The sequence below is a fragment of the Rhizobium sp. 25PS6 genome, assembly GCF_032464655.1.
Lineage (GTDB): Bacteria > Pseudomonadota > Alphaproteobacteria > Rhizobiales > Rhizobiaceae > Rhizobium > Rhizobium laguerreae.
In genome coordinates this window covers 115,292-140,987 of record NZ_JAWDIV010000010.1, presented here as the reverse complement: position 1 = coordinate 140,987, position 25,696 = coordinate 115,292, and the positions used below count along the sequence as shown (strand labels likewise).

Genomic DNA, 25,696 nt, shown 5'->3' with positions numbered 1-25,696 from the left:
ATAGAATAAAAAACTTATAAAGGAAAACAGCCGGAATCACTTCCGGCCGTGGATTTTTCGGAAAAACTAGGCGATTATTCGTTGATCAGGCGCTTCAGAAGCTCGACTTCATGCGAAAGCTTGGTGTCTCCCGAAATCAGCTCCTCGATCTTGCGCACGGCATGCAAAACGGTCGTGTGATCGCGCCCGCCGAACCGGCGGCCGATCTCCGGGAAGGAGCGCGGCGTCAGCGTCTTCGACAGATACATGGCGATTTGGCGCGGTTTGACGATGACGCGGGTGCGGCGGTTCGACACCAGTTCCTGGCGCGAGACGTTGTAGTGCCTTGCGACGATGCGCTGGATATCCTCGATGCGCACACGGCGGGGCTCGCCGGAGCCGACCAGATGGGCGAGCAGCTCGTCGACGCGTTCAATCGACAGGTTCGGCTCGAAGGAGCGGCGGAAGACCAACTGGTTGAAAGCGCCTTCGAGTTCGCGGCCGCTGGCCGTGACGTTTCGGGCGACGTGCTGGAGCAGTTCGGCCGGAATTTCGAGCGACGGATCTTCGAGCCGGGCGACAGCAAGGCGACGCTTGAGGATTTCGAGACGCATCTCGTAATCCGGCGCGTCGAATTCGATCGCCACACCGCCCTGCAGGCGCGAGCGAACGCGGGGATCGAGCGACTCCAGCTCCCAGGGCGCACGGTCGGCAGCAACAACGACCTGCTTGGCGCTGTCGAGCAGCATGTTCAGGAGATGGCAGAATTCATGCTGGATCATCTTGCCCTGCAGGAACTGCATGTCGTCGATAATCAGGAGATCGATGTTGCGCAGCGAATCCTTCAGCGTCAGCGCATCATTGTCGCGGATCGCGGTGGCGAAGCGCCACATGAAATATTCGGCAGTCAGATAGACTACGCGCAGAGCCCGCGGGTTCTGCACCGCCGCATTGGCGACCGCCTGCAGCAGGTGGGTCTTGCCGAGACCGACGGTCGAATGGATGAAGAGCGGGTTGAAGCGCACGGCGCCCTGACCGGCTTCCGCGATCGTCTTTGCAGCCGCAAGTGCTACCCGGTTGGAGCTGCCTTCGACGAAGGTGTCGAAGGTAAAGCGGGAGTCAAGTGGCGAACCGAAGAGCGGCGAGCCAAAGCTTGCGGGCCTTGCGGCGGCAACAGCCGAAACCGCCTGCTGGACGGCCTGACCGGCCGGCTGCGCGCTTGTCGGGCGGCGCATCTGCGCGGGGGCGGCTGGTTCCGGCGCGACCGCCTCATCGAGTGCCTTCGTGCCGTGGCGCGTTGCCGTGCGCACCAGGACTTCGATTTTCAGAATTTCCGGATCTTCGGCCTGGAACAGACCGGTGATGAGATCGAGATAACGATTGTTGATCCACGACTTCAGGAAGGTCGTGGGAACCGAAAGGCGAACGACGCTCTTCGATACCGAATGCAGCTTCAGCCTGGCAAACCAGCTGGCATAGACGTCAGGACCGACCTGGGCCTTCAAGCGCGCGCTGACGCGCTCAAACAAAATGCTCTGCTTCATTTCCGCCTTTGCTTCGCCCACTTCGAGGCGAATGGATCCGAACGTCTGCGGTGCCGCATCCCCATTGTCGAGCCCGCCCGTCGTCATCGTATTCATCTGCATAATGCCGCCTTTCAATTCCACCGGGCGGCATCCGCTAAAACAGCCGCCCGATCAATCCCCGCTTTGGCGGGCTGACGGATCCTCATGAGCCGCTCGCCTGCCGGTTCACTCAAAAACACTGGCCCCTCAACGGGACCGACGCAGAACTCCGTTGCAGGGGCCGCATTCATGCGGCAACCTTCATCGGTTTTCCGTGTCAGGCTGGCGGTCGAACCTCGTTTTCGGCCGACCAGCCCGAACGCAATATTGCTTTACCTTCTCCGGCGGCCTCGCCTTAAACGTGTGGCCACTAAAGACACAAAACATCCCCGCTCCGTAACAGCCACGTTACGGCTCAAATCCGTCGAGTGCTTGAAAAAACGGAAGCGCAGGGCTCCGTAACAAAAGGCACAAACTCATCGCCCTGCCGACGTGGCAGTTAAAACCGAGCCTCTGCAGGTGATGTCCGCGCCCTCTGTTGGAAGCCATTTAGGCAGGATCAAACGGCAATATCAACGATGAATTTTAGGCAAAATTAACAAGCGGCCATTGACTCCGCCTGCCCTTTTCGGGCGTCACACTAACGTCAAAAAAGAATCGCAGTTGAATCAAAGAGATTCCCCCGTTCGGGCTATTTTGACACGCATTGAAAGAAAAAAAATAAAATCCTCTTGACTCCCCTGTAGTTCGGGAAGCTTGGGGCAGAGTCGCGCAGCGCAAAAGCATCCTTGCGCAAGCCATTGTTTTCTAACACTTTTTCCTGTCATGGCGCTGACACGAAACAGTCGCGAGATTAACCATGCAGGGGCTGATCGGTTGAATTGAAAAAGCCCGGTAAAATTACCGGGCTAATCATAAAGAAGAAGTCCTTAACGGAAGATTACGCGGTCGTGGTGACCGAAAGAGCCTTCACACGAGCGGCCAGACGCGAGACCTTGCGTGATGCCGTATTCGAATGCAGCACACCCTTGCTGGCGGCGCGGGCAAGCTCGGGCTGAGCCGCCAGGAAAGCTTCCTTCGCCTTGGCGGCGTCACCGGATGCGATGGCCTCTTCGACCTGGCGAACGAAAGTACGAACGCGCGAGCGACGAGCCTTATTGACGTCGGTACGGCGGGCGATCTTGCGGGTCGCTTTTTTCGCCGAAGTTGTATTGGCCATGGATGCCTCTCTCAAGAATTCGAACAAACTCCGCCATTACCGCGGGCCCTGCGGCCACAAAATCCAGCAATACGGGAGCAATCGCGGAAAACCAAACCGGCTTTCCGAACCGTGGGCGGGCATATAACTCTAAAGCCGGCCCACGTCAACGCGGATTTTCAAGCTTTGCCACCAGCAAGCGCCTAAAAGCATTCAACGGTGCGTAAAAGCCGGTTTGCGCTTCTCGACGAAGGCCGCCATGCCTTCTTTCTGGTCGTCCGTGGCAAAGAGGCTGTGGAACAGGCGGCGCTCGAAACGCAATCCCTCCTCCAGCGTCGTCTCGAATGCGCGGTTGACAGCCTCCTTGGCCATCATCACCGAGGGGCGCGACAGTGAAGCGATCTTTTCGGCGGCCGCCAGCGCCTCGTCGAGCAGACGCTCGGGCGCCACCACACGCGAAACGAGTCCCGATCGTTCTGCCTCGACCGCATCCATCATGCGGCCGGTGAGAATAAGATCCATCGCCTTCGCCTTGCCGACGGCGCGCGTCAGCCGCTGCGAGCCGCCCATGCCGGGAATGACGCCGAGGGTGATTTCCGGCTGGCCGAACTTCGCCGTCTCCGAGGCGATGATGAAATCGCACATCATGGCGAGCTCGCAGCCGCCGCCGAGCGCAAAACCGTTGACGGCAGCGATCACCGGCTTGCGTGCCTTGGCGACCTCATCCCAGCCGCTGATGAAATCACTCTTATAGATATCGGCGAACTGGAGCGACTGCATCTCCTTGATATCGGCGCCGGCAGCAAAGGCGCGCTCGGAACCGGTCAGCACGATCGCCCCGACCGCCTCGTCGGCGTGGAAGGCGGCATAGGCTTCTTTCAGTTCCTTCAGGACGGTGGAGTTCAGCGCGTTCAGCGCCTGCGGGCGGTTCAGCGTGACGAGGCCGACATTGCCTCGGGTTTCGACGATCAGGGTTTCATACGCCATGCTGTTCTCCCGGTTTCTCACTCTTAACTTCTGGCAGGCTTATTTCTGGCAGGTGGCGCAATAGAAGGTGGAGCGACCCGCCTGGACGATGCGGGCGACCGTACCGCCGCAGCCGGGCGTGCGGCAAGCCTGACTTCCGCGATCATAAGCGGAGAAGGAATGCTGGAAATAGCCGAGCGATCCGTCGGTCTGGATGTGGTCGCGCAGCGATGATCCGCCGGCGGCGATCGCATCGGCGATGACGTCGCGGATCGAGGCGACGAGCAGGTCGAGCTGCGCCTTCGGCCGGCCAGTCGCCGTCACCAGCGTACCGGCGGCGCGGATCGGCGAAAGATGCGAGCGCCACAGCGCCTCGCACACATATATATTGCCGAGACCGGCAATGTTCTTCTGGTCAAGCAGCGCACTCTTCAGCGGCTGCGCCTTGTCCCGAAAGCGTTCGGCCAGATAGGCGGCGCTGAGCTCGTTTCCCGTCGGCTCCGGGCCGAGATCGCGGAAGAAGGGATGGGCGGCGAGATCGGCGCGTCCCGCCATATCCATAAAGCCGAAACGGCGCGGATCGTTATAGACGACGCGGCGTGGGCCGCTGGCCGCTTGTAGATGGAAGACGACGTGATCGTGCTTCTCGTCCTTCGAGCGGGCACGGTGGAATTCGCCGGGCATGCCGGAGGCGGCGCCCTCCTCGATGCGGCCCTCCTCGATGCGGAAGGAACCGGACATGCCGAGATGCGAAATCAGCGTGTTGCCGTCGTCGAGATCGACCAGCAGATATTTGGCGCGGCGGCCAAGACCGACGATGGTGCGGCCGGAAACCCTGTCTGCGAAAGCGTCGGGAAAGGGAAAGCGCAGATCGCCGCGGCGCAGCTCCAGCCTGGTGACGCGCGTGCCCTCCATCGCCGGCGTCAGACCGCGTTTCACCGTTTCGACTTCTGGCAATTCCGGCATCTTAACCCATCTATCTCTAACGTGTTTCAACCGACGACGATGTGCGCTATAGCGCCAGTGTGCCGCGGAACACGCGGCCCTTAGATAACGTCGCGCGCGGTCTTTCGCTATGGCCGTCGCGCCCGAATCTTCAGGAACGGAGCAGTCTGATGTCAGAAAGCCGCACTTCCGCCGATGGCGGTATGGAGACCTCCTACGGCTTCCGCGAGGTGCCTGATGGGCAGAAGCAGGGCCTGGTCAACCAGGTGTTCCACAAGGTCGCCAAGCGCTACGACATCATGAACGACGTCATGTCGATGGGCATGCACCGCGCCTGGAAGGACGCGATGATTTCGGCGCTGAACCCGCGCAAGGAGCCGGGCTACAAGGTGCTCGACGTGGCCGGCGGCACCGGCGACATCGCCTTCCGCATCGTCGAGGCGTCAGGCAGAGAGGCGCATGCCACGGTGCTTGACATCAACGGTTCGATGCTCGGCGTCGGCGCCGAGCGGGCCGAAAAGAAGAAGCTTTCCGGCAATCTCACCTTTGTCGAGGCGAATGCCGAGAAACTGCCTTTCGAGGCAGGCAGCTTCGACGCCTATACGATCGCCTTCGGCATCCGCAACGTGCCGAGGATCGATGCGGCGCTGTCTGAGGCCCATCGCGTCTTGAAGCGCGGCGGGCGGCTGCTGGTGCTGGAATTTTCCGAAGTCGATATGCCGATTCTCGACAAGATCTACGATGCCTGGTCGTTCAATGCCATTCCGCAGTTCGGCAAGGCGATCACCGGCGATGCCGAACCCTACCAATATCTGGTGGAATCGATCCGCAAGTTCCCGAACCAGGAGAATTTCGCGGCAATGATCCGCCAGGCCGGCTTTTCGCGCGTCACCTTTACCAATTATACCGGCGGCATTGCCGCACTCCATTCCGGCTGGAAGCTCTGACGCATGACGCCGAAAAGTGTAGAGCGGTTTTCGAATAGCGTCGCGCGAGAATCAAACAGAACATGAGTACTTTCGGCGCATATTTCCGCCTTTGGCGCGTCGGTTGGGTGCTCGTGCGTGAGGGTGTCGTGTCAGCCCTTCCTTCCGAAGGGCTGCCGCCGCCGGTCGCGCTCGCCAAATCCTTCGTCACGATTTTCGAGCGAAGCAAGGCGCGGCATCAGAAGCGCAGCGACCGGTTGGCCCAGGCTGTCGAGCGGCTCGGTCCCTCCTATGTGAAGATCGGGCAGTTCCTGGCAACGCGGCCGGATGTCGTCGGCGTCGAATTCGCCAACGACCTGTCGCAGCTTCAGGACCGGATGGCCTTCTTTCCCTCGGCGGCGGCCAAGGCCAATATCGAAGGCTCGCTGGGGCGGCCGATCGGCGAACTTTATGCGAGCTTCGGCGATCCGATCGCTGCCGCCTCGATCGCGCAGGTGCATCCGGCCGAGGTCGAGAGTGCCGAGGGCCGGAAGAAGGTCGCCGTCAAGATCGTGCGGCCCGGCGTGCGCCAGCGCTTTGCCCATGACATCGAGGCGATGTATCTCGTTGCCCATATGCAGGAGCGTTTCCTGCCGTCCAGCCGGCGGCTGCGGCCGGTCGAGGTGACGAAGACGCTGGAGCAGACGACGAAGGTGGAGATGGATCTTCGCCTGGAGGCGGCGGCTCTTTCCGAGATCGCCGAGAATACCGAACGGGATCCCGGCTTCCGCGTGCCGAAGGTCGACTGGGAGCGCACCGGGCGCGACGTCATCACCATGGAGTGGATCGACGGCACGCGGATGTCCGATGTCGAGGGCCTGCGCGCGGCGGGCCACGACCTCAACCTGCTTGCCGATACGCTGATCCAGTCGTTCCTGCGCCACACGCTGCGCGACGGCTTCTTCCATGCCGACATGCATCCGGGCAATCTCTTCGTCGATGCGGGCGGCATGATCGTCGCCGTCGACATGGGCATCGTCGGGCGGCTGGGCAAGAAGGAGCGGCGGTTCCTCGCCGAAATCCTCTATGGCTTCATCACCCGCGACTATATCCGGGTTGCCGAGGTGCATTTCGAGGCCGGCTATGTGCCGGGCCACCACAATGTCGAGAGCTTCGCCCAGGCGATCCGGGCAATCGGCGAGCCGATCCATGGACAGCCGGCCGAGACGATTTCGATGGGCAAGCTGCTGACGCTGCTGTTCGAAGTGACCGAACTCTTCGACATGGCGACGCGACCGGAACTGGTGATGCTGCAGAAGACCATGGTCGTGGTCGAGGGCGTGTCGCGCATGCTCAATCCGCGCTTCAACATGTGGAAGGCCTCCGAGCCTGTCGTCGGCGACTGGATCCGCACCAATCTCGGACCGAAACGGATCGCCACCGATCTCAAGGACGGGCTGAAGGCGGCGGTCAAGCTCGCCGAAGCCGTGCCGGAAATCGCGGCAAAAACCGAAAAATTCCACCACCAGCTGCTGCATATGAGCGAGCACGGCTTACGTTTCGACGCTGAGACGGCGGAAGCGATCGGCAAGGCCGAAGCGCGGCACAACCGCTCGGCCAAAATCGCCTTATGGGTCATCGCCTTGACGCTTCTCTACATTGCCTGGATGCTGAGCTGACCGCCTGCCAAAAACATGCTGTGTTCGGCATTTGGGATATCCCATGTGACGGATGGCTCGCTTAGTCTCGCGTTCCGAGCATGATGCCGAAAAATGTGAGCGGTTTTCGGGCGACATCATGCTCTGAATCCTGTTTTAGGGAGATAGGCACATGAAGCACGAACGCCCTGGCATCGAACTTTCCGGACGGCCGCTCGGTTTTGCCGAGATGGTGACGATCGGGGCGGGCAAGGCTGCGATTTCGGCTTCGGCGACGGGCATGGCCCGCATCGCGATCGCCCGCGAGGTCGTCGAGGACGCGATCGCCTCCGGCATGCCCGTCTACGGCTCGACGACAGGCGTCGGCGCCATGAAGGATGTGGAGTGGTCGGCCGACGAACTCGACACTTTCAATCTCGGCCTGGTGCGTGCCCATCATTTCGGCACCGGCACCCCCTTTTCCTGCAATGTCGTGCGCAATGCCATGGCGATCCGTATCAACACGGCGCTGACCGGCCAGGTCGGCTGCACGCCGGAGCTGATCCAGGCCTATATGACGATGCTCGAGGCCGATCTGATCCCGGTCGTGCGCCGCACCGGCTCGATCGGCTGTGCCGATATCGGTCTGATGGGACAGATCGGCGCGGTGCTGACGGGGGTCGGCGAAGCGATCTATCGCGGCAACCGGATGCAGGCGGCCGAGGCTTTCCGGGCGGCCGGGCTGGAACCGGTGCGGATGGCGCCGCGCGACAGCCTTGCCTCGCTCAGCATCAATGCGGTGAGCTTTGCCTCGGCAGCGGAAACGACACGCAATGCTGCGGCCTCGATCCGCATCCTGCTGGCGACGGCGATGATGGCCGCTGGCGCGCTCGGCGCTTCCCGCGATCCGTGGAAGGCGGTCAGGCATGTCGGAACGGCGCGCGAGGCGCTGATCGGCGCCTGGCTCTGCAATGCCTCCGACGAATGGAACTGGCCCGTCGCAACACATGTGCAGGATCCGCTCAGCCTGCGCATGATCGCGCAGGTGTTCGGCGCGGTGATCGAGAACCTCTTATCGACCGGCCATAAGATCCTTGCCGCCACCGGCCGCTCGGACGACAATCCCGTCGTCGTCGAAGGCCGGGTGATGACGTCCGGGGGTTCGCTTCCGCTCGATGTGACGATCCTGCTCGAATCGGCAGCACTCTGCATGGCGCATGCGGCGCGCAACGCCTTCAACCGCTGCGTCATTCTCGGCAACGGCCAACGGCGCGACCTGCCGGTCAACCTCGTGCCGCCGGGGCGGATCGCCACCGGTTTCGGGCCGATCATCAAACTTGCCGGCGAGATTTTCTCGCGCGTGCTGTCGATGTCCAATCCCGTGTCGGCCCAGTCGCTGGTCGTCGCAGCCGGGCTGGAGGACGAGGCAGCCTTCCTGCCGCTCGTCATCGAGCGCTTCGAACGGCAGATGCAAGCACTGAAGCGCCTTGCGGCGCTCGAGGCGCTGCTGTCTGCCCAGGCGATCGACATTCTCGGCGACGAACCGAAGGGCGTCGCGGGCATGCTCTACGATGTCGTGCGCAAACATGCGGATTTCTATATCGTCGACCGGCCGCTTTCGGCCGAGGTGGAGGCGATCGAGGAGGAACTTGGTTCGGACGACTTCGTTACGAAGCTGACCGAGCAGGTTCCGATCGCCTCCTTCGACGATTTCTTCGCCCTCGGCTCGCTGGAGCGCATCGAGGAACGGCTAACCCGTCACGAGCCGGCAACGGTCTGATTTCCAGTTACGGAGAAAGCGGCATGGACTTCGATCTCGTTTTGCAGGGCACGGTGGTGCTGCCGGACCGCATTCTCGACGAGGGTTATGTCGCCGTTCGCGACGGCAAAATCGCCGAAGTCGGCCTTGGCGTGCCGCCTGCGGGCCGCGAACGGCATCTGCTCGGAAAAGCGCTGATCCTGCCCAGTGCGATCGACGCGCAGGTGCATTCGCTTTCCCAAAAAGACCAGGAGGATTTCCTGTGGTCGACACGATCGGCAGCGGCCGGCGGCGTGACTGTCATTGTCGACATGCCCTATGACGAGGGCAATCTCGTCTGCTCGGCGGCGGCGGTGAAGCGGAAGATCGATCATGCCGGCCCGCAGGCGCGCGTCGATTTCGCGCTTTACGGCACCGTCGATCCGGAAGAAGGCCCGGCGCGGATCCGTGAGATGGTGGAGGCAGGCGTCGCGGCCTTCAAGTTTTCGACCTTCGGCACCGATCCCAAGCGCTTTCCGCGCATTCCGCCAGCCCTGCTCGATGCCTGCTTTGCGGCGATCGCGCCGACCGGGCTGACGGCGGGCGTGCACAATGAAGACGATGAGGCGGTGCGCACCTATATGGAGCAGGTGAAGGCGAGCGGCATCTCTGATTGGCGGGCGCACGGCCTGTCACGGCCGCCGATCACCGAGCTGCTGGCGATGCACACGATCTTCGAGACCGGCGCCAATACCGGCTGCCCGGCGCATGTGGTGCACTGCTCGCTCGGGCGCGGTTACGATATCGCGCGTGCCTATCGCCGCGACGGCTTTGCGGCGACTGTGGAATGCTGCATTCACTACCTGACGCTCGACGAGGAAAACGACGTGAAACGCCTCGGCGGCAAGGCGAAGATCAATCCGCCCGTGCGGCCGCGCGCCGAGGTGGAGACGCTCTGGCGGAAGGTGGCCGAGGGCGATGTCTGGCTGGTCTCGACCGATCACGTCAGCTGGTCGGAAAACCGCAAGACCAATCCCGACATGCTCGCCAACGCCTCCGGCGTTCCCGGTCTCGAGGTGATGGTGCCGCTTTTCGTCAAAGGTGCCGTCGAACGCGGCATTCCGCTGACATGGGCCGCCAGGCTGATGGCGGAGAACCCGGCGAAGCATTTCCGGCTCGACCATATCAAGGGCGCGCTGACACCGGGCAAGGACGCCGATATCGTCGTGCTCGAGCCGCGCGACAGCGTCTATGATGCCGCCACGAGCGGCAACAATGTCGTCGGCTGGAGCCCCTATAACGGCATCCGCCTGCCCTGGACCGTTTCCGCCACCTACCTCAGAGGCGAAAAGATCGCCGAGGGCGCGAAGGTGCTGGCTGAGCCCGGCACCGGCCGGTTCGTGCGGCCGCTGCCGCGCCAGGCCATTGCGGGAATTGAAACATGAGCCGCAATCTACCCGTCAATGCCAGCCGGATCGCTGACGATATCGATACGCTGGCCGGGATCACCGAGCCGGGGCATCCCTGGACGCGACGGGCCTTCTCGCCGCTCTTTCTCGACGGCCGAGCCTATATCGAAGCGCGGATGAAGGCGGCGGGGCTGGAAACGCGGATCGATGCCGCCGGCAATCTGATCGGCCGCCGGACAGGCCGGAAACCATGGCTCGGCACGATAATGGTCGGCTCGCATTCCGACACGGTGCCCGACGGCGGCCGCTTCGACGGCATCGCCGGCGTGATTGCGGCGCTGGAGGTAGCGCGGGCTCTTGTTGACCAGAATATCGAGCTCGATCACGATCTCGAAATCGTCGATTTCCTTGCCGAGGAGGTGAGCATCTTCGGCGTCTCCTGCATCGGCAGCCGCGGCATGACCGGCCAGTTGCCGGAGGCCTGGCTTTCGCGCGTTAGCGACGGGCGCGATCTGGCCGAAGGCATCGCCCAGGTCGGTGGCAGACCCGATGTGCTGATGCAGCAGAACAGGCCCGATATAGCGGGCTTTCTCGAACTCCATATCGAACAAGGCCCGGTGCTCGAAGCCGAAAAGGAGGATATCGGCATCGTCACCGCGATATCGGGCATCACCCGTATCGAGATCACCGTCGAAGGGCGAGCCGATCATGCCGGCACGACGCCGATGGACCGGCGGGCGGATGCGCTGGTGGCGGCGTCACAGCTGGTGCTCGACATCCGCAATGCCGCCGCCGAACTTGCCAAATCGCCGGGGCATTTCGCGGCAACGGTCGGGGAATTCAGGATCGAGCCGAATGCCGCCAATGTCGTGCCGTCGAAGGTGGTGCTGCTGATCGATGGCCGGGCCGAAATCCGCGCCGACATGGAGGCATTCTGCCGCTGGCTCGAAGGCAACGTCGAAAAGCTGGCAGGCGCCTATGGCGTGACGATCAAGACGCCGAACCGGGTTTCCGACAATCAGCCAACACCTGGCGATGCCGGGCTGCTATCGACCTTGGAGGCTGCCTGCGAACGTGTCGGCGCAAAACATCGGCGCATGGCCTCCGGTGCGGGACACGATACGGCCTGGATCGCCAAGGTGGCGCCGGCGGCGATGATCTTCGTGCCCTGCCGGGACGGCCGCAGCCATTCGGCCGACGAGTGGGCGGAGAATGACGATATCACGCTCGGCGCCGCCGTGCTTATCGAGGCGGTGCGCGAGATGGACACGAGCTTGAATCAGGAGAGGACCGATGGGACGCATACTCGTTGAGAAGGACGTGGAAGCTGCCGTCAAGGGTGGCTCCGTTTATGCCGCCGGCGGCGGAGGCTGGGCCGATCACGGGCGGATGCTCGGGCTTGCCGCCGTCAATGTCGGCAAGCCGGAGCTGGTCTCGATCGACGAGCTGAAGGACGAGGACTGGATCGCGACTGCGGCCGCGATCGGCGCGCCGGCCTCCACCACCCCCTGGGAAATGCAGGGCATCGATTATGTGAAGGCGGTGCAACTGCTGCAGGAGGCGCTCGGCGAAAAGCTTTCCGGGCTGATCATCGGCCAGAACGGCAAATCCTCGACGCTGAACGGCTGGCTGCCGTCGGCAATCCTCGGCACCAAGGTGGTCGACGCGGTCGGCGATATCCGCGCGCATCCGACGGGCGACATGGGCTCGATCGGCATGGCCGGCTCGCCCGAGCCGATGATCCAGACCGCCGTCGGCGGCAATCGCGCCGAGAACCGTTACATCGAACTGGTGGTGAAGGGGGCGACGGCGAAGATCTCGCCGGTGCTGCGCGCCGCCGCCGATCAATCCGGCGGCTTCATCGCCAGCTGCCGCAATCCTCTCCGAGCCTCCTATGTCCGCAGCCATGCGGCGCTCGGCGGCATCTCGATGGCGCTTGCGCTCGGCGAGGCGATCATCGCGGTGGAGAAGCGCGGCGGATCTGCCGTCATCGATGCGATCTGCAAGACGACGGGTGGGCATATCCTTGCCGGAGGCGTCATCACTCGCAAGGACGTCGTCTACACCAAGGAAGCCTTCGACATCGGCACGGTCACCGTCGGCACGGGCGAAAAGTCGGTGACGCTGCATGTGATGAACGAATACATGGCGGTGGACAATGCCGATGGCAAAAGGCTTGCCACCTTCCCCGCCGTCATCACCACGCTTTCACCGGAGGGCGAGCCGCTCAGCGTCGGCCAGCTTCAGGAGGGCATGCATGTTTTCATCCTGCATGTGCCGATGGAGATCATTCCGCTTTCGGCTAGCGTGCTCGATCCGACTGTCTATCCCGTCGTCGAAAAGGCGATGGGGATCGAGATCGCACGTTATGCACTGGCGACGAAGGCCTGAGCCATGGCGCGCGATCCCGGTCTCGAAGAACTGATGCGTGAGGAACTCGGCGATCGGCCGGGCCTTGCCGAAAAATCCATGTTCGGCGGCTGGGCCTTCATGCTGAACGGCAATCTTCTCTGCTGCGCGCGCCATGACGGCATGCTGATCCGTCTCGGCAAGGGCAATGATGGCTGGGCCCTGGCGCTGCCGGGCGTGATCCAGATGCTGTCTGGCGAACGTGTCATGCATGGCTGGGTGCGAGGCGGTGCCGAGGTTTACGGCGACGATGCTCTGAGACGGCGTCTGCTCGATGCGGCGCTCGCCTATGTGGAATCGCTGCCGAGCAAATAGCAAACGATGCCATTCCCCCTTCTCCCCAGCGGGGAGAAGATGTCCGAAGGACAGATGAGGGGGTGAGCGGCAAGGCCGCGAGTGCACTGAGCGCAAGCGAAGGGCAACATATAGATCCTGCCGTGCAGCCCCCTCATCCGACCCTTCGGGCCACCTTCTCCCCGAGGGGAGAAGGGAAAAACAGAGAACCAAACGAGGAACCCACGATGCCGAAGGCCAATCCACGTCATCCGAAATTTCCGATTCCCGGCGGGCCGGAACTGCGCGCCAAGGGCTGGCGGCAGGAGGCGCTGCTGCGGCTGCTCGAAAACGTGCTCTCCGTCGGCGAGGATCCCGACAACCTGATCGTCTATGCCGCGCTCGGCAAGGCCGCCCGCAACTGGGCGGCGCACAGAGGCATCGTCAAGGCGCTGACCGAGATGGAAGAGGACCAGACGCTGCTCATCCAGTCCGGCAAGCCGATCGGGCTCGTTCGAACGCATGCCAAGGCGCCGCTCGTCATCATGGCGAACTGCAATATCGTCGGGCAATGGGCAAAAGCCGAAGTGTTCTACGAGCTGCAGCGCAAGGGACTGATCTGCTGGGGCGGGCTGACGGCCGGCGCCTGGCAATATATCGGCAGCCAGGGCGTCATCCAGGGTACGTATGAGATCTTCATGCGCATCGCCGAGCGGCGCTTCGGCGGCGATCTCCTCGGCCGGTTCGTGCTGACGGCCGGCCTCGGCGGCATGGGTGGGGCGCAGCCGCTCGCCGGCCGCATGGCAGGCGCTGCGATCCTGTGCGTCGACATCGATCCGGAGCGAGCCCGCAAGCGCCAGCAGATCGGTTATCTCCAGGAAATCGCACCCGATCTCGATACCGCCCTTCAGATGATCGATGCGGCGGTGAAGGACAAGCGGCCGCTTTCCGTCGGCCTCGTCGGCAATGCGGCGGAGGTTTATCCGGAGATCGCCCGGCGCGGCATCGTGCCTGATATCGTCACCGACCAGACCTCGGCGCATGACCTCGTCTATGGCTATGTGCCGAAGGGCATGAACCTCGATCAGGTCAAGGGCCTGCGTGACGACGGCCAGGGCCAGTTGATGGCGGCAAGCCGGGCCTCGATCGTCGAGCATGTGACGGCGATGCTGGAGTTCCAGAAGCGCGGCTCGGAAGTCTTCGACAACGGCAACCTGATCCGCACCCAGGCCAAAGAGGGCGGCGTTGCCAATGCCTTCGATATTCCGATCTTCACCGAAGCCTATCTCAGGCCGCTGTTTGCCCGGGCGATCGGTCCGTTCCGCTGGATGGCTCTGTCAGGCGAGGAGAGCGATATTGCCCGCATCGACGACCTGCTGCTCGAGATGTTTCCCGACAACAAGATCATTACCAATTGGATCCGGCTGGCGCGTGAACATGTGCCCTTCGAAGGGCTGCCGGCCCGCATCGCCTGGCTCGGCCATGGCGAACGCACGGCACTCGCCCGCCGCGTCAATGCGCTAGTTGCGAGCGGCGAACTCAAAGGCCCGGTCGCCTTCTCCCGCGACCATCTCGATGCCGGCGCCATGGCGCATCCGAATATCATGACCGAGCGGATGAAGGACGGCTCCGACGCGATCGCCGACTGGCCGCTGATCGATGCGATGATGCTCTGCTCGTCGATGGCCGATCTCGTCGTCGTCCATTCCGGCGGCGGCGGCTATGCCGGCTACATGACGAGCTGCGGCGTCACCGTCGTCGCCGACGGCACGGACGCCGCTGACGAGCGGCTCGACCATGCGCTGACCAACGATACGGCGCTTGGCGTCATGCGTTACGCCGATGCCGGTTATGAGGAGGCGCTGGACGAAGTGGCGAAGAAGGACGTGCCGTATATCCGACTTGGTTGAAATGGATCGTGAGTTGATATATATCATTGTCATATCCCATTGAGGATCGTGACATGGAAACAGCAAAAATCTTCTGGTCAGGGCGTTCCCAAGCCGTCCGATTGCCAAAGGAATTCCGCTTCGATGGCGATAGCGTTGCCATTCGCCGCCAGGGCCGTGCAATCATTCTTGAGCCGATTTCCGGTGATTGGGAATGGCTTGCAGACGTGACCGGTCCGGTTGATCCCGACTTTGCGACCGCGGCGGAAGAGCAACCTGCTGGGCAGGAGCGACCCGAACTCGACTTCTTCAAATGAAGTATCTGCTCGATGCAAATGCCGTCATTGCCCTGATGAAGGGCAATGAGCGCTTCGTCGCCGAGCTGCGCAAACACAGACCGCAAGATTTCGGAGTCCCGGCAATCGTCGCGCATGAACTCTTCTACGGCGCTTACAAAAGCCTCCGCACCGATGAGAACCTGGCGCGGATCGACGCGTTGCAATTCAACATCCTGGAGTTCGACCGAGACGACGCGCGCAAGGCGGGGGAAATCCGCGCGGCGCTGCAGGCATCGGGAACGCCGATCGGACCTTATGACGTCCTGATTGCCGGGCAGGCCTCTGCCCGCGGCCTCATCCTGATCACCCGCAATCTGCGAGAGTTCGAACGCGCGGCGGATTTACAAACCGAGAATTGGGAAGGTTAGCTTCGATCCGGTCGTCGGGGCAGCGCGTCAGGCGATCAGATTGGAGACTTCGATGAGATTGCCGTCGGGGTCCCTGAAATAAACCGAGCGCAAACGCCCGGTCGCACCGGTGCGTTCGACCGGGCCTTCTTCGATTGTAACGCCCGCGGCCTCTAGATCAGCGATGACGTCGGCAAGCGGCGTCTCGGCGATGAAGCAGAGGTCGCCGGAGCCGGGCGTGGGATGTTTCGCCTTGGGATCGAATTCGTGGCCGGTCTGGTGCAGGTTGATCTTCTGGCGGCCGAATTTCAGCGCCTTGCGACCTTCCGCGAAGGTTTCGACCGACATGCCGAGGATGCGGGAATAGAAATCGCAGGTGATGGCGATATCGTCGACGGTCAGCACGAGATGGTCGAGGCGGTCTATGCGGATCATGCTTTTCTCCTCGCGAATTGCTGGGCAAAACAGGCGGAAGCGAAGGCCAGCGCCAGCATGGCAAGGGTGAAGATAACCACGGCCGCCCAGCCTTCAACCGCGAAGAACCAGCCGCCCGCCGAACCCATGAGGCTGGAGCCGACATAATAGGCGAGCATATAGAGCGACGAGGCGTGGCCCTTGGTGCCATGCGCCAGCTTGCCGACAAGGCCGCTGGCGATGGAATGGCTCATGAAGAAGCCGGTCGTCAGCACTGTTATACCGAGGATGATGGCCGGGAGAGAGGCTGCAAGCGTCAGCGCGCTGCCGGCCGCGGTGAGCGCCAGACCGAAGAGAAGCACGGAAAAGTGCCCGATCCGGTCTCCTAGCAGGCCGCCGATCGAAGAGGCGCCGATGCCGAAGAGATAGACGGTGAAGATCAGCCCGAGTTCGGTCTGGTTGAGGTCGTAAGGCGGCGCCACCAGGCGGAAACCGGCATAGTTATAGATCGTCACGAAGGAGCCCATCGCCAGGAAGGCGATAGCGAAGAGTAAGGGCAGCGCCGGATTTTTGAGATGGCCGAGCCAGGCCCTGAGATGAAAGCGCGGATCGAAGCCCGGCCGGCGGATGAAATTGCGTGACGGCGGCAAGAGGGCGATGAAGCCGATCGCGGCGGCAAGGCCGATGGCGCCGATGAGAAAAAGCGCCGGACGCCAGGTGAGATATTCGGCGAAGACACCGGTCAGCACACGGCCGGACATGCCGCCGAAGGCCGTGCCGCCGACATAAAAGCCCATGGTGGCGCCAAGACCGCGCGGATCGATTTCCTCGGCGAGATAGGCCATGGCGACAGCAGGCACGCCGCCGAGGACGAGGCCTTGGAGAGCGCGGATGACGAGCAGCAGATGCCAGTTCGGGGCAAAGGCGGTGGCAATGGTCAGCAACGCCGCCCCAACCAGAGATATCGACATCAGGCTGCGGCGGCCAAGACCTTCCGAAACCGCGGCGGCACAGACGATCGCGACCGCCAGGAAGCCGGTGGAGAGTGAGAGCGACAGCGAGCTTTCGGCCGGACTGACGGAGAATTGCTGCGAGAAGATCGGCAGCAGCGGCTGCACGCAATAGAGCAGCGAGAAGGTGGAGAAGCCGGACAGGAAGAGCGCCAGGCTGGCGCGGCGATAGGCGCCGGTGCCACGGGTCAGGTAGTGTTTTTGCCCTGGGATCGCGCTTGTCTCGGCGGTCTTCACGGCATGCGCTGACGTCGGCATATCTTCATCCTTCCGACCTTCGATCTAGTCAACGCCACTCCATTTGTCCAATATATGACACTGACGATTCCGATAGGTTTTGGAGATGGCGATGGAGTTGCGGCATTTGAGATATTTTCTCGCGGTGGCGGAAGAAGGCAATTTCACCCGTGCCGCCGGCAAGCTCGGCATCGGGCAACCGCCGCTCAGCCAGCAGATCCGCGATCTGGAGAGTGAAGTGGGTGCGGCGCTGTTTCACCGCGTGCCGCACGGCGCCGAATTGACGGCAGCGGGTACGGCCTTCCTCGGCGAGGCAAAGGCTTCGCTGGCGGCCGCGGAAAAGGCGAAGCTTGCTGCGCAAAGCGCCAATCGCGGCGAGACCGGCCGTCTGTCGCTCGGTTTCACCGCTTCCTCCGCCTTCAATCCCGTCGTCAGCACGACGATCCGGCGCTTTCGCGCATACTGGCCGGAGGTGCAGCTGTCGCTGACGGAAATGAATACGCTGGCGCTGATGCAGAAGCTCGAACGCGGAGAGCTCGACGCCACCTTCATGCGCCCCAGCCTTGACGATCCCGCCGGTATTCGGCTGCGGCGGCTGCCGGATGAGCCGATGGTGATTGCCCTGCCCGCCAGCCATCCGCTGGCAAAACATCGCAGCCTGCCGCTTGCGGCGCTGGCGGACGAACCCTTCATCCTCTTTCCCCGGCTCGTCGGCTTGAGCCTCTACGACGATGTCGTGCTCGCCTGCCGCAAGGCGGGATTCGAGCTGACCGTGGCGCAGGAGGCGCCGCAGATTTCCTCCGTCGTCAATCTGGTGGCGGCCGATCTTGGCGTCTCGATCGTGCCGGCTTCGATTTCGCAGATCAAGCTCGAAGGCGTGGCCTACCGGCCGATCGAAGGGCCGCCGGCCGTGGCGCGCCTGGCGCTGGCAGTCCTGAAAACACACCGCTCGCCGGTCACCGAGAACCTGATCAGCCTCCTGAGTACATGAGTTAACCCGCTGGATCCCAATAGGGCGGATCGCCGAAGCTCTTCTTCAGATGATCGGCGATGGCGCGAAGCTTGGCGGAGGGATTTCGGCCTTCGGGATGGGCCATGTAGATGAATTCGGCCTCCGGCCTATGGCCGACGTCGATTTCGGCAAGCCGGCCCTCGCGGATGGCCGGGCCGGCGATGAAGGCAGGCAGCAGCGCGATACCGAGACCGGCAATCGCGGCGTCGCGGAGCATATCGCCATTGTTGATGCCGAGCGCCAGTTTCGCGCGGACGACGATCGCACCGTCCGGCGTCTGGAAGCGCCAGTCGGCAACGCCGCGATTGGTGTAGAAGATGCCGCGGTGGCTGTTGAGATCGGAAAGCGACGACGGCATTCCCTGGCAAGCGAGATAATCCGGCGAGGCGCAGAGAAGGCGGCGGCTATGCGCGAGCTTCCAGGCGACCAGCCGGCTATCGGCGATCGGACCATTGCGGATGATGGCATCATAACCGTCCGAGGCGGCATCGACGCGTCGGTCATCGATATCGAGGGTCAGTTCGATCTCGGGATGCTCGGCTAGAAAGGGATAGAGCGCCGGGCCGAGATGCATGCGGCCGAAGGTGACGGGAGCGGCGATGCGGATCGGGCCGGACAGCGTTCCGCGCCGCTCGGCCATATCGGCCGCGGCCTCCTCGATCTCGCGCACGATGCGCGCGGCGCGCTCCAGGAAGACCGTGCCATCCTCCGTCAAAGTGAGCCTGCGCGTCGTTCGGTGCAGCAGCATGCCGCCGAGCGAATTCTCCAGTTCCGCCAGCCTTTCGCTGACGACGGATTTCGACAGCCGCAGGCGCCGGGCCGCTTCACTGACCGAGCCCGCCTCGACCACGGCGACGAACGCCGCAATGCCTTCGATCCTGATCATCGTTCGGATTTTCCGAATTCGAGTTCCCCGATCTGGAGACTAATCCGAACGAAAGGAAAATGCCATCTTCCCTTCATCGAAAGGGGCGGCAGGGGCCGCCTCACCTCAAAACACCAGGAGATGGAACCTTGAACCGCTTGAATAACAAGGTCGCGATCGTCACCGGCGCAAGCTCCGGCATCGGCCGCGCCACGGCAAAGCTCTTTGCCGCCGAAGGCGCCAAGGTCGTCGTCGGCGCCCGCCGCCAGGGCGAACTCGACCGCCTCGTCGCGGAGATCAAGGCAGAGGGCGGCGAGGCCATCGCCATTGCCGGCGACGTGCGCTCGGAAGACTATCACAAGGCGCTGGTCGCCGCCGCCGTGACGAATTACGGCAAGCTCGACATCGCCTTCAACAATGCCGGCACGCTTGGCGAAGCCGGTGCGAGCACCGCTGTTTCGGAAGCAGGCTTCAGCGAGGCGCTGGCGATCAATCTGACGGCCTCCTTCCTCGCCGCCAAGCACCAGATCGGCGCAATGGTGAAAAATGGCGGCGGTTCGGTGATCTTCACCTCGACCTTCGTCGGCTACAGCTTCGCCTTTCCGGGTGTCGCCGCCTATGCCGCCAGCAAATCCGGCCTGATCGGCCTGACGCAGGCGCTTGCCGCCGAATTCGGCCAGCAGGGCGTGCGCGTCAATGCCATCCTGCCGGGTGCTGTTGACACCGACATGTATCGGGACATGAACGACACGCCTGAGAAGCAGGCCTTCGTCACCAATCTGCATGCGCTGAAGCGTGTCGCAACACCCGAAGAACTCGCCCGCTCGGTCCTCTACCTCGCCTCCGACGATGCGAGCTTCGTCACCGGCACGGCATCGCTGGTCGACGGCGGCGCCTCGATCACCCGCACCTGAGACGGCGCGGCGCGATTATCCGCTGCGGGTTGATGATCCTTCAACGCGCCGGCTTATCGCGCCGCTTTTTTCAGAGCATTCTCGCATTGAACAAGAACGGGCCACGCCCCAACATTCGGTCAAAGGAACTCATCATGTCACGCCTGCAGAACAAGACAGCTCTCATCACCGGCGGCACTAGCGGCATCGGTCTCGAAACCGCCCGCCAGTTCATCGCCGAGGGCGCCCGCGTCATCGTTACCGGCAGCAGCGCGGCAAGCGTCGAGGCGGCCCGCGCCGAACTTGGCGGCAAAGCCACCGTCATCCAGGCCGATGCCGGCAATGCGGCCGGCCAGAAGGCCGTCGCCGATAGTGTGAGAGAGGCTTTCGGCACGCTCGACATCCTCTTCGTCAACGCCGGGGTTGCCGAATTCGGGCCGCTGGAACAGTGGAGCGAAGCCGCCTTCGACAAGTCGGTTGATATCAACGTCAAGGGACCGTTTTTCCTGATTCAGTCGCTGCTGCCGATTTTTTCGAAGCAGGCCGCGATCGTGCTCAACACCTCGATCAACGCCCATATCGGCATGCCGAACTCCAGCGTCTACTCGCTGACGAAGGGCGCGCTGCTGACGCTTGCCAAGACACTGTCGGGCGAACTGATCGGCCGCGGCATCCGCGTCAACGCCGTCAGCCCCGGTCCGATCGCCACGCCGCTTTACAGCAAGCTCGGCGCTTCGGAAGCTCAATCCAAGGCGATGGCAGAGCAGGTCCAGGCCCAGATCCCCGTCGGTCGCTTCGGAAATCCGAGTGAAGTCGCCAAGACGATCGTCTTCCTCGCCTCCGATGAGGCTGCCTATATCGTCGGCAGCGAACTCATCATCGACGGCGGGATGAGCAACCTCTGACCCCACGAGCGCGGCGGAGACCAACTGCCGCGCTGCTTGCCGGCTTCGGCATGTCGTCGGCGCGATTGCATGTTCTCCGCCAAAGGCTTAGGGTCGAGAACGGTCAGAAAAGGCAACGGGAAGAAGGCCATGGCTCTCAGCGGCAAACGCATCCTCCTCATCATCTCGGGCGGCATCGCGGCCTATAAGAGCCTGGACCTGATCCGCCGGCTGCGCGAGCGCGGCGCGAACGTGCGCCCAGTCATGACCAAAGGCGCGCAGGAATTCGTCACGCCGCTTGCCGTCGGCGCGCTGTCGGCGGATCACGTCTTCCTCGATCTGTTTTCACGACAGGACGAACAGGATGTCGGTCATATCCGGCTGGCGCGCGACTGCGACCTTGTGCTGATCGCCCCTGCCACCGCCGATCTGATGGCGAAGATGGCGAACGGGCTTGCCGACGATCTCGCTTCGACCGTGCTCCTGGTGACGAACAGGCCGGTGCTGGCGGCACCGGCGATGAACCCCGCCATGTGGACGCATCCGGCGACGCGGCGGAATGCGGCAATGCTGAGAGCCGACGGCATCCGCTTCATCGGGCCGATGGCTGGCGAGATGGCGGAAAGCCGAGAAGCAGGGCTCGGCCGGATGGCGGAGCCGCTGGAGATCGTCGCTGCGGCCGAAACCATGCTCGACGATGGAGAAAAGCCGCTCAAGGGGCGCAAGGCGATCGTCACCTCAGGACCGACGCACGAGCCGATCGATCCGGTGCGTTATATCGCCAACCGCTCCTCCGGCCGGCAGGGGCATGCGATCGCCGCAGCCCTGGCAAAGCTCGGGGCGGAGGTGACGCTGGTGTCAGGGCCGGTGACGATCGCCGATCCCGTCGGCGTCAGCACCGTGCATGTCGAGCGGGCCGAGGAAATGCGTGATGCCGTGCTTGCGGCGCTGCCGGCCGACATCGCCGTGATGGTCGCGGCGGTGGCGGACTGGCGCGTCGCCTCGGCGGCTGACCAGAAGCTGAAGAAACATCCGGGCGAATCCATCCCGACGCTGGCGCTGACCGAGAATCCGGACATCCTGAAAACCGTCGGCCATCACACGATGCGGCCGAGGCTGGTGATCGGCTTTGCCGCCGAGACGCAGGACGTGGAAAGCAATGCGAAGGCGAAACTCGAAAGGAAAGGCGCCGACATGATCGTCGCCAATGACGTTTCTCCTGCGACCGGCATCATGGGCGGCAGCCGCAACAGCGTCAAACTCATTCGCCGTGACGGCGTCGAGCAATGGCCTGATCTGACGAAGGAAGAGGTTGCCGAAAGACTTGCGGCACTGATCGCCAAGCAGCTCCGCTGATCGCGAGCGGCTCAGCTAGCGTCGAGCGGCTCAGGCAGGGATAGCGACGCGCAGCGGCTTGGAGGCGCTCCGCTTCTCCGGCCGGAAATCGGCGACGTCGATGCCGTCTTTGCCGACGGTGACGGCGCTGCCATCCGGAATTTCGGCCCAGGCATCGACATCGTCGTTCAACGGTTCCGACACAAGGCAATAGCCCGCGCCGACGGGAGACGCATAGAGCGTCGGCGCCTTGCGGTCTGTGGCATAACGGATCGCATAGAGCGTGCAGCCATCGGAGAAGGCGGCGGTAAAACGCAGCAGGATCGAGCCGATGACACTTTCGGCCAGGTCCTCGATCGCACCGATCATTTCCGCCATCGCGGCGACCGGCGCCTCGCGCAGGCCGAACTGCAGCGCCAGCAGGAACATCAGTTCGGAATCGGTCGTGCCGCCGCGGGCATTGAACAACTCGTCGTCGAGCATCGCCTCCATCGGCCGGCGCAGGCGCTCGAAGCCGGAGATCTGGCCGTTATGCATGAAGGACCAGGTGCCATGGGTGAAGGGGTGGCAGTTGTCGCGGCGCGTGCCGCCGCCTGTGGCAGCGCGGACATGGGCGAGGAAGAGCGGCGAACGGATCTGCCGCGCCAGGCTCTTCAGATTGCAATCCGACCATGCGGGCAGGATATCACGGTAGCGGCCGGGTTCGGGCCTGTCGCCATACCAGGCGATGCCGAAGCCATCGCCATTCGTCGCCGTCTTGGCGCGGGTGGCGCAATGCGACTGCTCGATCAGGGAATGGGCGGGCGAAGATACCAGTTCCTCGAGATAGAGAGGATCTCCGCGATAGGCTGCCCAGCGACACATGGCTTTCTTGCTCCGGAACCCGCCGCCGCGCCGGCGGGAATGCTGAAATTGTCGAACGACGCAGCTAACAACAGATTAACGCGCGGCCGGTTTGCAAGCCAAACATGACGGTTTCTTGACGTTTAGCCTCTTCAAATTCGGCAAATAACTGTGTTCTCTCGTGAACACCCGTATTCCTCTAATCAGTGCATGCGTGCATTTTTGCTTGCATCTCGAAAGAATCGGCCTAACTTTAAGCCATCAGCAACAGAACGAAAGGAAGGTGATCCAATGTCTAATGAGATTTCGGACCTCGTAACGGGCATGGAAGAGGTGACGAAGGCGAGGCAGCCCTCGCTCTAATCCCCGCCTTCCTGGGGCTGCCTAGACAGTCCAGGCCAGTTTGAGGCCAAACTCATGGAAAGGGTCGCCGAGGCGGCCCTTTTTTATTGTCTTGATGTCTTCATTGTCTTGATGCCAGGCGTTGACGGAAGATCGAAATCTCACTACTCATAAAGTCATCTGATGACTTTATGAGTAGTGAGATGCGAGCGCTCAGCAAGACCAATCTCGCCGATGAGGCGATCGAGGCGATCCGCGGCGACATTCTCGGCAAACGCTGGGCGGTCGGCGAGAAATTGCCGAATGAAGCCTCGCTGTCGGCCATGCTGTCCATCAGCCGCGGCACGGTGCGCGAGGCGGTGCGGGTCCTCGTCTCCCAGGGTTATCTCGAAACAAGGCAGGGTTCGGGCACCTATGTCCGCGCGACCAGCGATGCCGGCCGGCCGCTGACGATGGCGCGGCGCGCCAGCCTGCGCGACCAGTTCGAGGCGCGCCTGGCGCTCGACGTCGAGGCCGCGCGGCTGACGGCGATCCGCAAGACGCCGGAGACGGTTGCCGGGCTTCGCAGGCTGCTTGCCGAACGCGGCAATTACGACGGCGGCAACCAAGCCGCCTTCATCGAACGCGACCTTGCCTTTCACAAGGCCATCATCGCCGCTTCGGGCAACCGGGCGATGATCGAGATCTACGATTTCTTCTCGGCCTCGATCGCCGACACCATCGCGGCGACGCTCGGCAAGGACATTCCGGAACCCGATATGCAGGCGCATGCCGATATCGTCGACGCCATCGAAACCGGCGATCCCGACAAGGCGGATGCGGCGGTGCGGCGCTTCATGGCGCCGGTTCTTGCCGCGCTCGAGCGGATGATCCTGTCATGAACACGCCTGCCAACCATGCCGTCAGCACGCTCGAGGCGGCCGACGAACTGCTTGTAGACGCCGAGGCCGGCAGCCTTCCGCCGCCGCAGGCAACGCCGGTCCGGGGAGTTGCGGGTCGTTTCCTGCTTGGTGCAAGTCTGGTGCTGATCGCCTTCAACCTGCGCCCGGTCTTCTCCAGCGCCTCGGCGCTGCTGCCGGAAATCCGCTCGGAGCTCGGCCTGAGCGCGCTGGGCGCCAGCCTGCTGACGACGCTTCCGGTCGTCTGCCTCGGCGCCTTCTCGCCGCTTGCGCCTCGTCTTGCCCAGCGCTTCGGCACGGAACGCACGCTGCTCGGCGTTCTCCTGCTTCTGGCGCTCGGCACCGCATTGCGCGGGCTTTCCTCCATACCGCTGCTCTTCATCGGCACGGCCCTTGCCGGCGCCTGCATCGCCGTCGGCAACGTGCTGCTGCCGGGGCTGGTGAAGCGGGATTTTGCCGGGCGCGCCGCGCTGATGACCGGCTTCTATACGATGGCGCTCTGCGCCGGGGCGGCAAGTGCCGCCGGGCTGACGCTGCCGATCGAGCACGCACTCGGCGGCTCTCTCGAGGGCGCCCTCGCCGTCTGGGCGCTGCCCGCGCTCATCGTCAGCCTGCTCTGGCTGCCTGAGGTTCTTCGCAGCGGCAGACAGGCAAGACGAAACGGCTTTCGCGTCGAAGGCCTCTGGCGCGACCGTTTCGCCTGGCAGGTGACGCTGTTCATGGGGCTGCAATCGGCCCTTGCCTATTGCGTCTTCGGCTGGTTGGTTCCGATCTTGCGCGAACGCGGGCTCGACGGCGTCACTGCCGGGGCGATCGTTTCGCTGTCGGTGATGGTGCAGGCGGCATCCTGCCTGATCGTGCCGCATATCGCCGTGCGCGGCCGCGACCAGCGGCTGATCAATGCGAGCCTCTGCGGCGTTGCCGTCATCGCCCTGCTCGGCCTGCTCTTCGCGCCGCTTTCGACGGTCTGGCTGTGGGCGGTGCTGCAGGGCATCGGCCAGGGCGGGCTGATCGCGGCGGCCATGACGACGATCGTGCTGCGCTCGCGCGATCCCGATGTCGCCGCCCATCTTTCCGGCATGGCGCAATGCGTCGGTTATCTGCTCGCCGCCATCGGCCCGCTCATCGTCGGCCTCATCCGCGGCTGGACCGGCAGCTTTTCCTGGTGCGCCGCCCTCTTCGTCGCGCTCGGGCTCGGCGCGGCGGTCAACGGCTGGAAGGCCGGCCGGGCGGTGGAAATCAACGTCCATGCGGTCGAAAGGAACGGCTGAGCCCTTCGCTCACCTATCCATCACCATCTCTTGATGCCGGTCGTCGGCCGCCGATGCTACGCTATCTCAGCCTCTCATTTCCCAACGCCGGAG

General features: G+C 63.2%; 24 protein-coding genes. 16 read left to right on the top strand and 8 right to left on the bottom strand.

The window, feature by feature from the left end; all coding sequences use genetic code 11:
• Positions 1 to 74: 74 nt before the first annotated feature.
• The 4 genes from dnaA to mutM all read right to left on the bottom strand — a co-directional run bounded on the left by dnaA (position 75) and on the right by mutM (position 4,674).
• Positions 75 to 1,625: a chromosomal replication initiator protein DnaA gene (dnaA, locus tag RWK44_RS16240; protein WP_131662954.1), complete on the bottom strand. Its 1,551-nt coding sequence runs from the start codon at positions 1,623 to 1,625 to the stop codon at positions 75 to 77.
• An 859-nt stretch (positions 1,626 to 2,484) separates the two neighbouring features.
• A complete protein-coding gene (gene rpsT, locus RWK44_RS16235; RefSeq protein ID WP_003544819.1) occupies positions 2,485 to 2,763 on the bottom strand; it encodes a 30S ribosomal protein S20 in 279 nt (92 codons plus the stop codon).
• A gap of 192 nt (positions 2,764 to 2,955) precedes the next feature.
• A complete protein-coding gene (locus RWK44_RS16230; RefSeq protein WP_168283942.1) occupies positions 2,956 to 3,729 on the bottom strand; it encodes an enoyl-CoA hydratase in 774 nt (257 codons plus the stop codon).
• Between the two features lie 39 nt (positions 3,730 to 3,768).
• Positions 3,769 to 4,674, bottom strand: coding sequence for a bifunctional DNA-formamidopyrimidine glycosylase/DNA-(apurinic or apyrimidinic site) lyase (mutM, locus tag RWK44_RS16225; protein WP_131662952.1), 906 nt, complete (start codon positions 4,672 to 4,674; stop codon positions 3,769 to 3,771).
• Between the two features lie 149 nt (positions 4,675 to 4,823).
• Between mutM and ubiE the strand changes: the two genes are divergently transcribed.
• The 10 genes from ubiE to RWK44_RS16175 all read left to right on the top strand — a co-directional run bounded on the left by ubiE (position 4,824) and on the right by RWK44_RS16175 (position 15,619).
• On the top strand, positions 4,824 to 5,600 hold the full coding sequence (ubiE, locus tag RWK44_RS16220) for a bifunctional demethylmenaquinone methyltransferase/2-methoxy-6-polyprenyl-1,4-benzoquinol methylase UbiE (RefSeq protein ID WP_168283944.1): 777 nt from the start codon (positions 4,824 to 4,826) through the stop codon (positions 5,598 to 5,600).
• Positions 5,601 to 5,662: 62 nt separating this feature from the next.
• Positions 5,663 to 7,237, top strand: coding sequence for a 2-polyprenylphenol 6-hydroxylase (ubiB, locus tag RWK44_RS16215; protein ID WP_222060452.1), 1,575 nt, complete (start codon positions 5,663 to 5,665; stop codon positions 7,235 to 7,237).
• Between the two features lie 151 nt (positions 7,238 to 7,388).
• Positions 7,389 to 8,975, top strand: coding sequence for an aromatic amino acid lyase (locus RWK44_RS16210; protein WP_316029101.1), 1,587 nt, complete (start codon positions 7,389 to 7,391; stop codon positions 8,973 to 8,975).
• 23 nt (positions 8,976 to 8,998) lie between these two features.
• Positions 8,999 to 10,378: a dihydroorotase gene (locus tag RWK44_RS16205; protein ID WP_316029100.1), complete on the top strand. Its 1,380-nt coding sequence runs from the start codon at positions 8,999 to 9,001 to the stop codon at positions 10,376 to 10,378.
• The gene (locus RWK44_RS16200) at positions 10,375 to 11,655 is read left to right on the top strand and encodes a Zn-dependent hydrolase (RefSeq protein WP_316029099.1); all 1,281 of its coding nucleotides are present in this window, start codon (positions 10,375 to 10,377) and stop codon (positions 11,653 to 11,655) included. The genes RWK44_RS16205 and RWK44_RS16200 overlap by 4 nt, the downstream gene beginning before the upstream one ends.
• Positions 11,636 to 12,733, top strand: coding sequence for a DUF917 domain-containing protein (locus tag RWK44_RS16195; protein WP_168283948.1), 1,098 nt, complete (start codon positions 11,636 to 11,638; stop codon positions 12,731 to 12,733). The genes RWK44_RS16200 and RWK44_RS16195 overlap by 20 nt, the downstream gene beginning before the upstream one ends.
• 3 nt (positions 12,734 to 12,736) lie before the next feature.
• The gene (locus RWK44_RS16190) at positions 12,737 to 13,066 is read left to right on the top strand and encodes a TfoX/Sxy family protein (RefSeq protein WP_020052607.1); all 330 of its coding nucleotides are present in this window, start codon (positions 12,737 to 12,739) and stop codon (positions 13,064 to 13,066) included.
• Between the two features lie 206 nt (positions 13,067 to 13,272).
• A complete protein-coding gene (locus RWK44_RS16185) occupies positions 13,273 to 14,934 on the top strand; it encodes a urocanate hydratase (protein ID WP_168283949.1) in 1,662 nt (553 codons plus the stop codon).
• Positions 14,935 to 14,987: 53 nt separating this feature from the next.
• Positions 14,988 to 15,230, top strand: coding sequence for an AbrB/MazE/SpoVT family DNA-binding domain-containing protein (locus RWK44_RS16180; protein WP_020052605.1), 243 nt, complete (start codon positions 14,988 to 14,990; stop codon positions 15,228 to 15,230).
• Complete coding sequence (locus tag RWK44_RS16175; RefSeq protein WP_316029098.1) at positions 15,227 to 15,619, top strand: type II toxin-antitoxin system VapC family toxin; 393 nt, start codon at positions 15,227 to 15,229, stop codon at positions 15,617 to 15,619. Before RWK44_RS16180 ends, RWK44_RS16175 begins: the two co-directional genes overlap by 4 nt.
• Positions 15,620 to 15,646: 27 nt before the next feature.
• Here the strand turns inward: RWK44_RS16175 and RWK44_RS16170 are convergent, their stop codons facing one another.
• Positions 15,647 to 16,033, bottom strand: coding sequence for a VOC family protein (locus tag RWK44_RS16170; RefSeq protein ID WP_168283951.1), 387 nt, complete (start codon positions 16,031 to 16,033; stop codon positions 15,647 to 15,649).
• Positions 16,030 to 17,280 carry an MFS transporter gene (locus tag RWK44_RS16165; protein ID WP_316029097.1) on the bottom strand — a complete coding sequence of 417 codons (1,251 nt, stop codon included), beginning with the start codon at positions 17,278 to 17,280 and terminating at the stop codon, positions 16,030 to 16,032. Before RWK44_RS16165 ends, RWK44_RS16170 begins: the two co-directional genes overlap by 4 nt.
• A gap of 91 nt (positions 17,281 to 17,371) precedes the next feature.
• Here RWK44_RS16165 and RWK44_RS16160 point away from each other — a divergent pair, with 91 nt between their 5' ends.
• A complete protein-coding gene (locus RWK44_RS16160; protein WP_131662941.1) occupies positions 17,372 to 18,250 on the top strand; it encodes a LysR family transcriptional regulator in 879 nt (292 codons plus the stop codon).
• A gap of 1 nt (position 18,251) precedes the next feature.
• Here the strand turns inward: RWK44_RS16160 and RWK44_RS16155 are convergent, their stop codons facing one another.
• Positions 18,252 to 19,157 carry a LysR family transcriptional regulator gene (locus RWK44_RS16155; protein WP_316029096.1) on the bottom strand — a complete coding sequence of 302 codons (906 nt, stop codon included), beginning with the start codon at positions 19,155 to 19,157 and terminating at the stop codon, positions 18,252 to 18,254.
• 128 nt (positions 19,158 to 19,285) lie between these two features.
• Here RWK44_RS16155 and RWK44_RS16150 point away from each other — a divergent pair, with 128 nt between their 5' ends.
• From RWK44_RS16150 to coaBC, 3 genes are all read left to right on the top strand, one after another.
• Positions 19,286 to 20,050 carry an SDR family oxidoreductase gene (locus RWK44_RS16150; RefSeq protein WP_222011026.1) on the top strand — a complete coding sequence of 255 codons (765 nt, stop codon included), beginning with the start codon at positions 19,286 to 19,288 and terminating at the stop codon, positions 20,048 to 20,050.
• A 134-nt stretch (positions 20,051 to 20,184) separates the two neighbouring features.
• A complete protein-coding gene (locus tag RWK44_RS16145) occupies positions 20,185 to 20,934 on the top strand; it encodes an SDR family oxidoreductase (RefSeq protein ID WP_222060454.1) in 750 nt (249 codons plus the stop codon).
• A 129-nt stretch (positions 20,935 to 21,063) separates the two neighbouring features.
• On the top strand, positions 21,064 to 22,269 hold the full coding sequence (gene coaBC / locus RWK44_RS16140) for a bifunctional phosphopantothenoylcysteine decarboxylase/phosphopantothenate--cysteine ligase CoaBC (protein WP_316029095.1): 1,206 nt from the start codon (positions 21,064 to 21,066) through the stop codon (positions 22,267 to 22,269).
• A gap of 30 nt (positions 22,270 to 22,299) precedes the next feature.
• Here coaBC and RWK44_RS16135 read toward each other — a convergent pair whose 3' ends face one another.
• Positions 22,300 to 23,112 (bottom strand): class II glutamine amidotransferase, encoded by an 813-nt coding sequence (locus RWK44_RS16135; RefSeq protein WP_131662936.1) that lies wholly within the window; start codon positions 23,110 to 23,112, stop codon positions 22,300 to 22,302.
• 524 nt (positions 23,113 to 23,636) lie between these two features.
• Between RWK44_RS16135 and RWK44_RS16130 the strand changes: the two genes are divergently transcribed.
• Together RWK44_RS16130 and RWK44_RS16125 are read left to right on the top strand one after the other, a co-directional pair.
• Complete coding sequence (locus RWK44_RS16130) at positions 23,637 to 24,314, top strand: FadR/GntR family transcriptional regulator (RefSeq protein ID WP_020052595.1); 678 nt, start codon at positions 23,637 to 23,639, stop codon at positions 24,312 to 24,314.
• Entirely contained in the window at positions 24,311 to 25,603 is a 1,293-nt protein-coding gene (locus RWK44_RS16125) for a CynX/NimT family MFS transporter (protein ID WP_316029094.1), read from the top strand. Before RWK44_RS16130 ends, RWK44_RS16125 begins: the two co-directional genes overlap by 4 nt.
• The last annotated feature ends 93 nt before the right edge of the window (positions 25,604 to 25,696 follow it).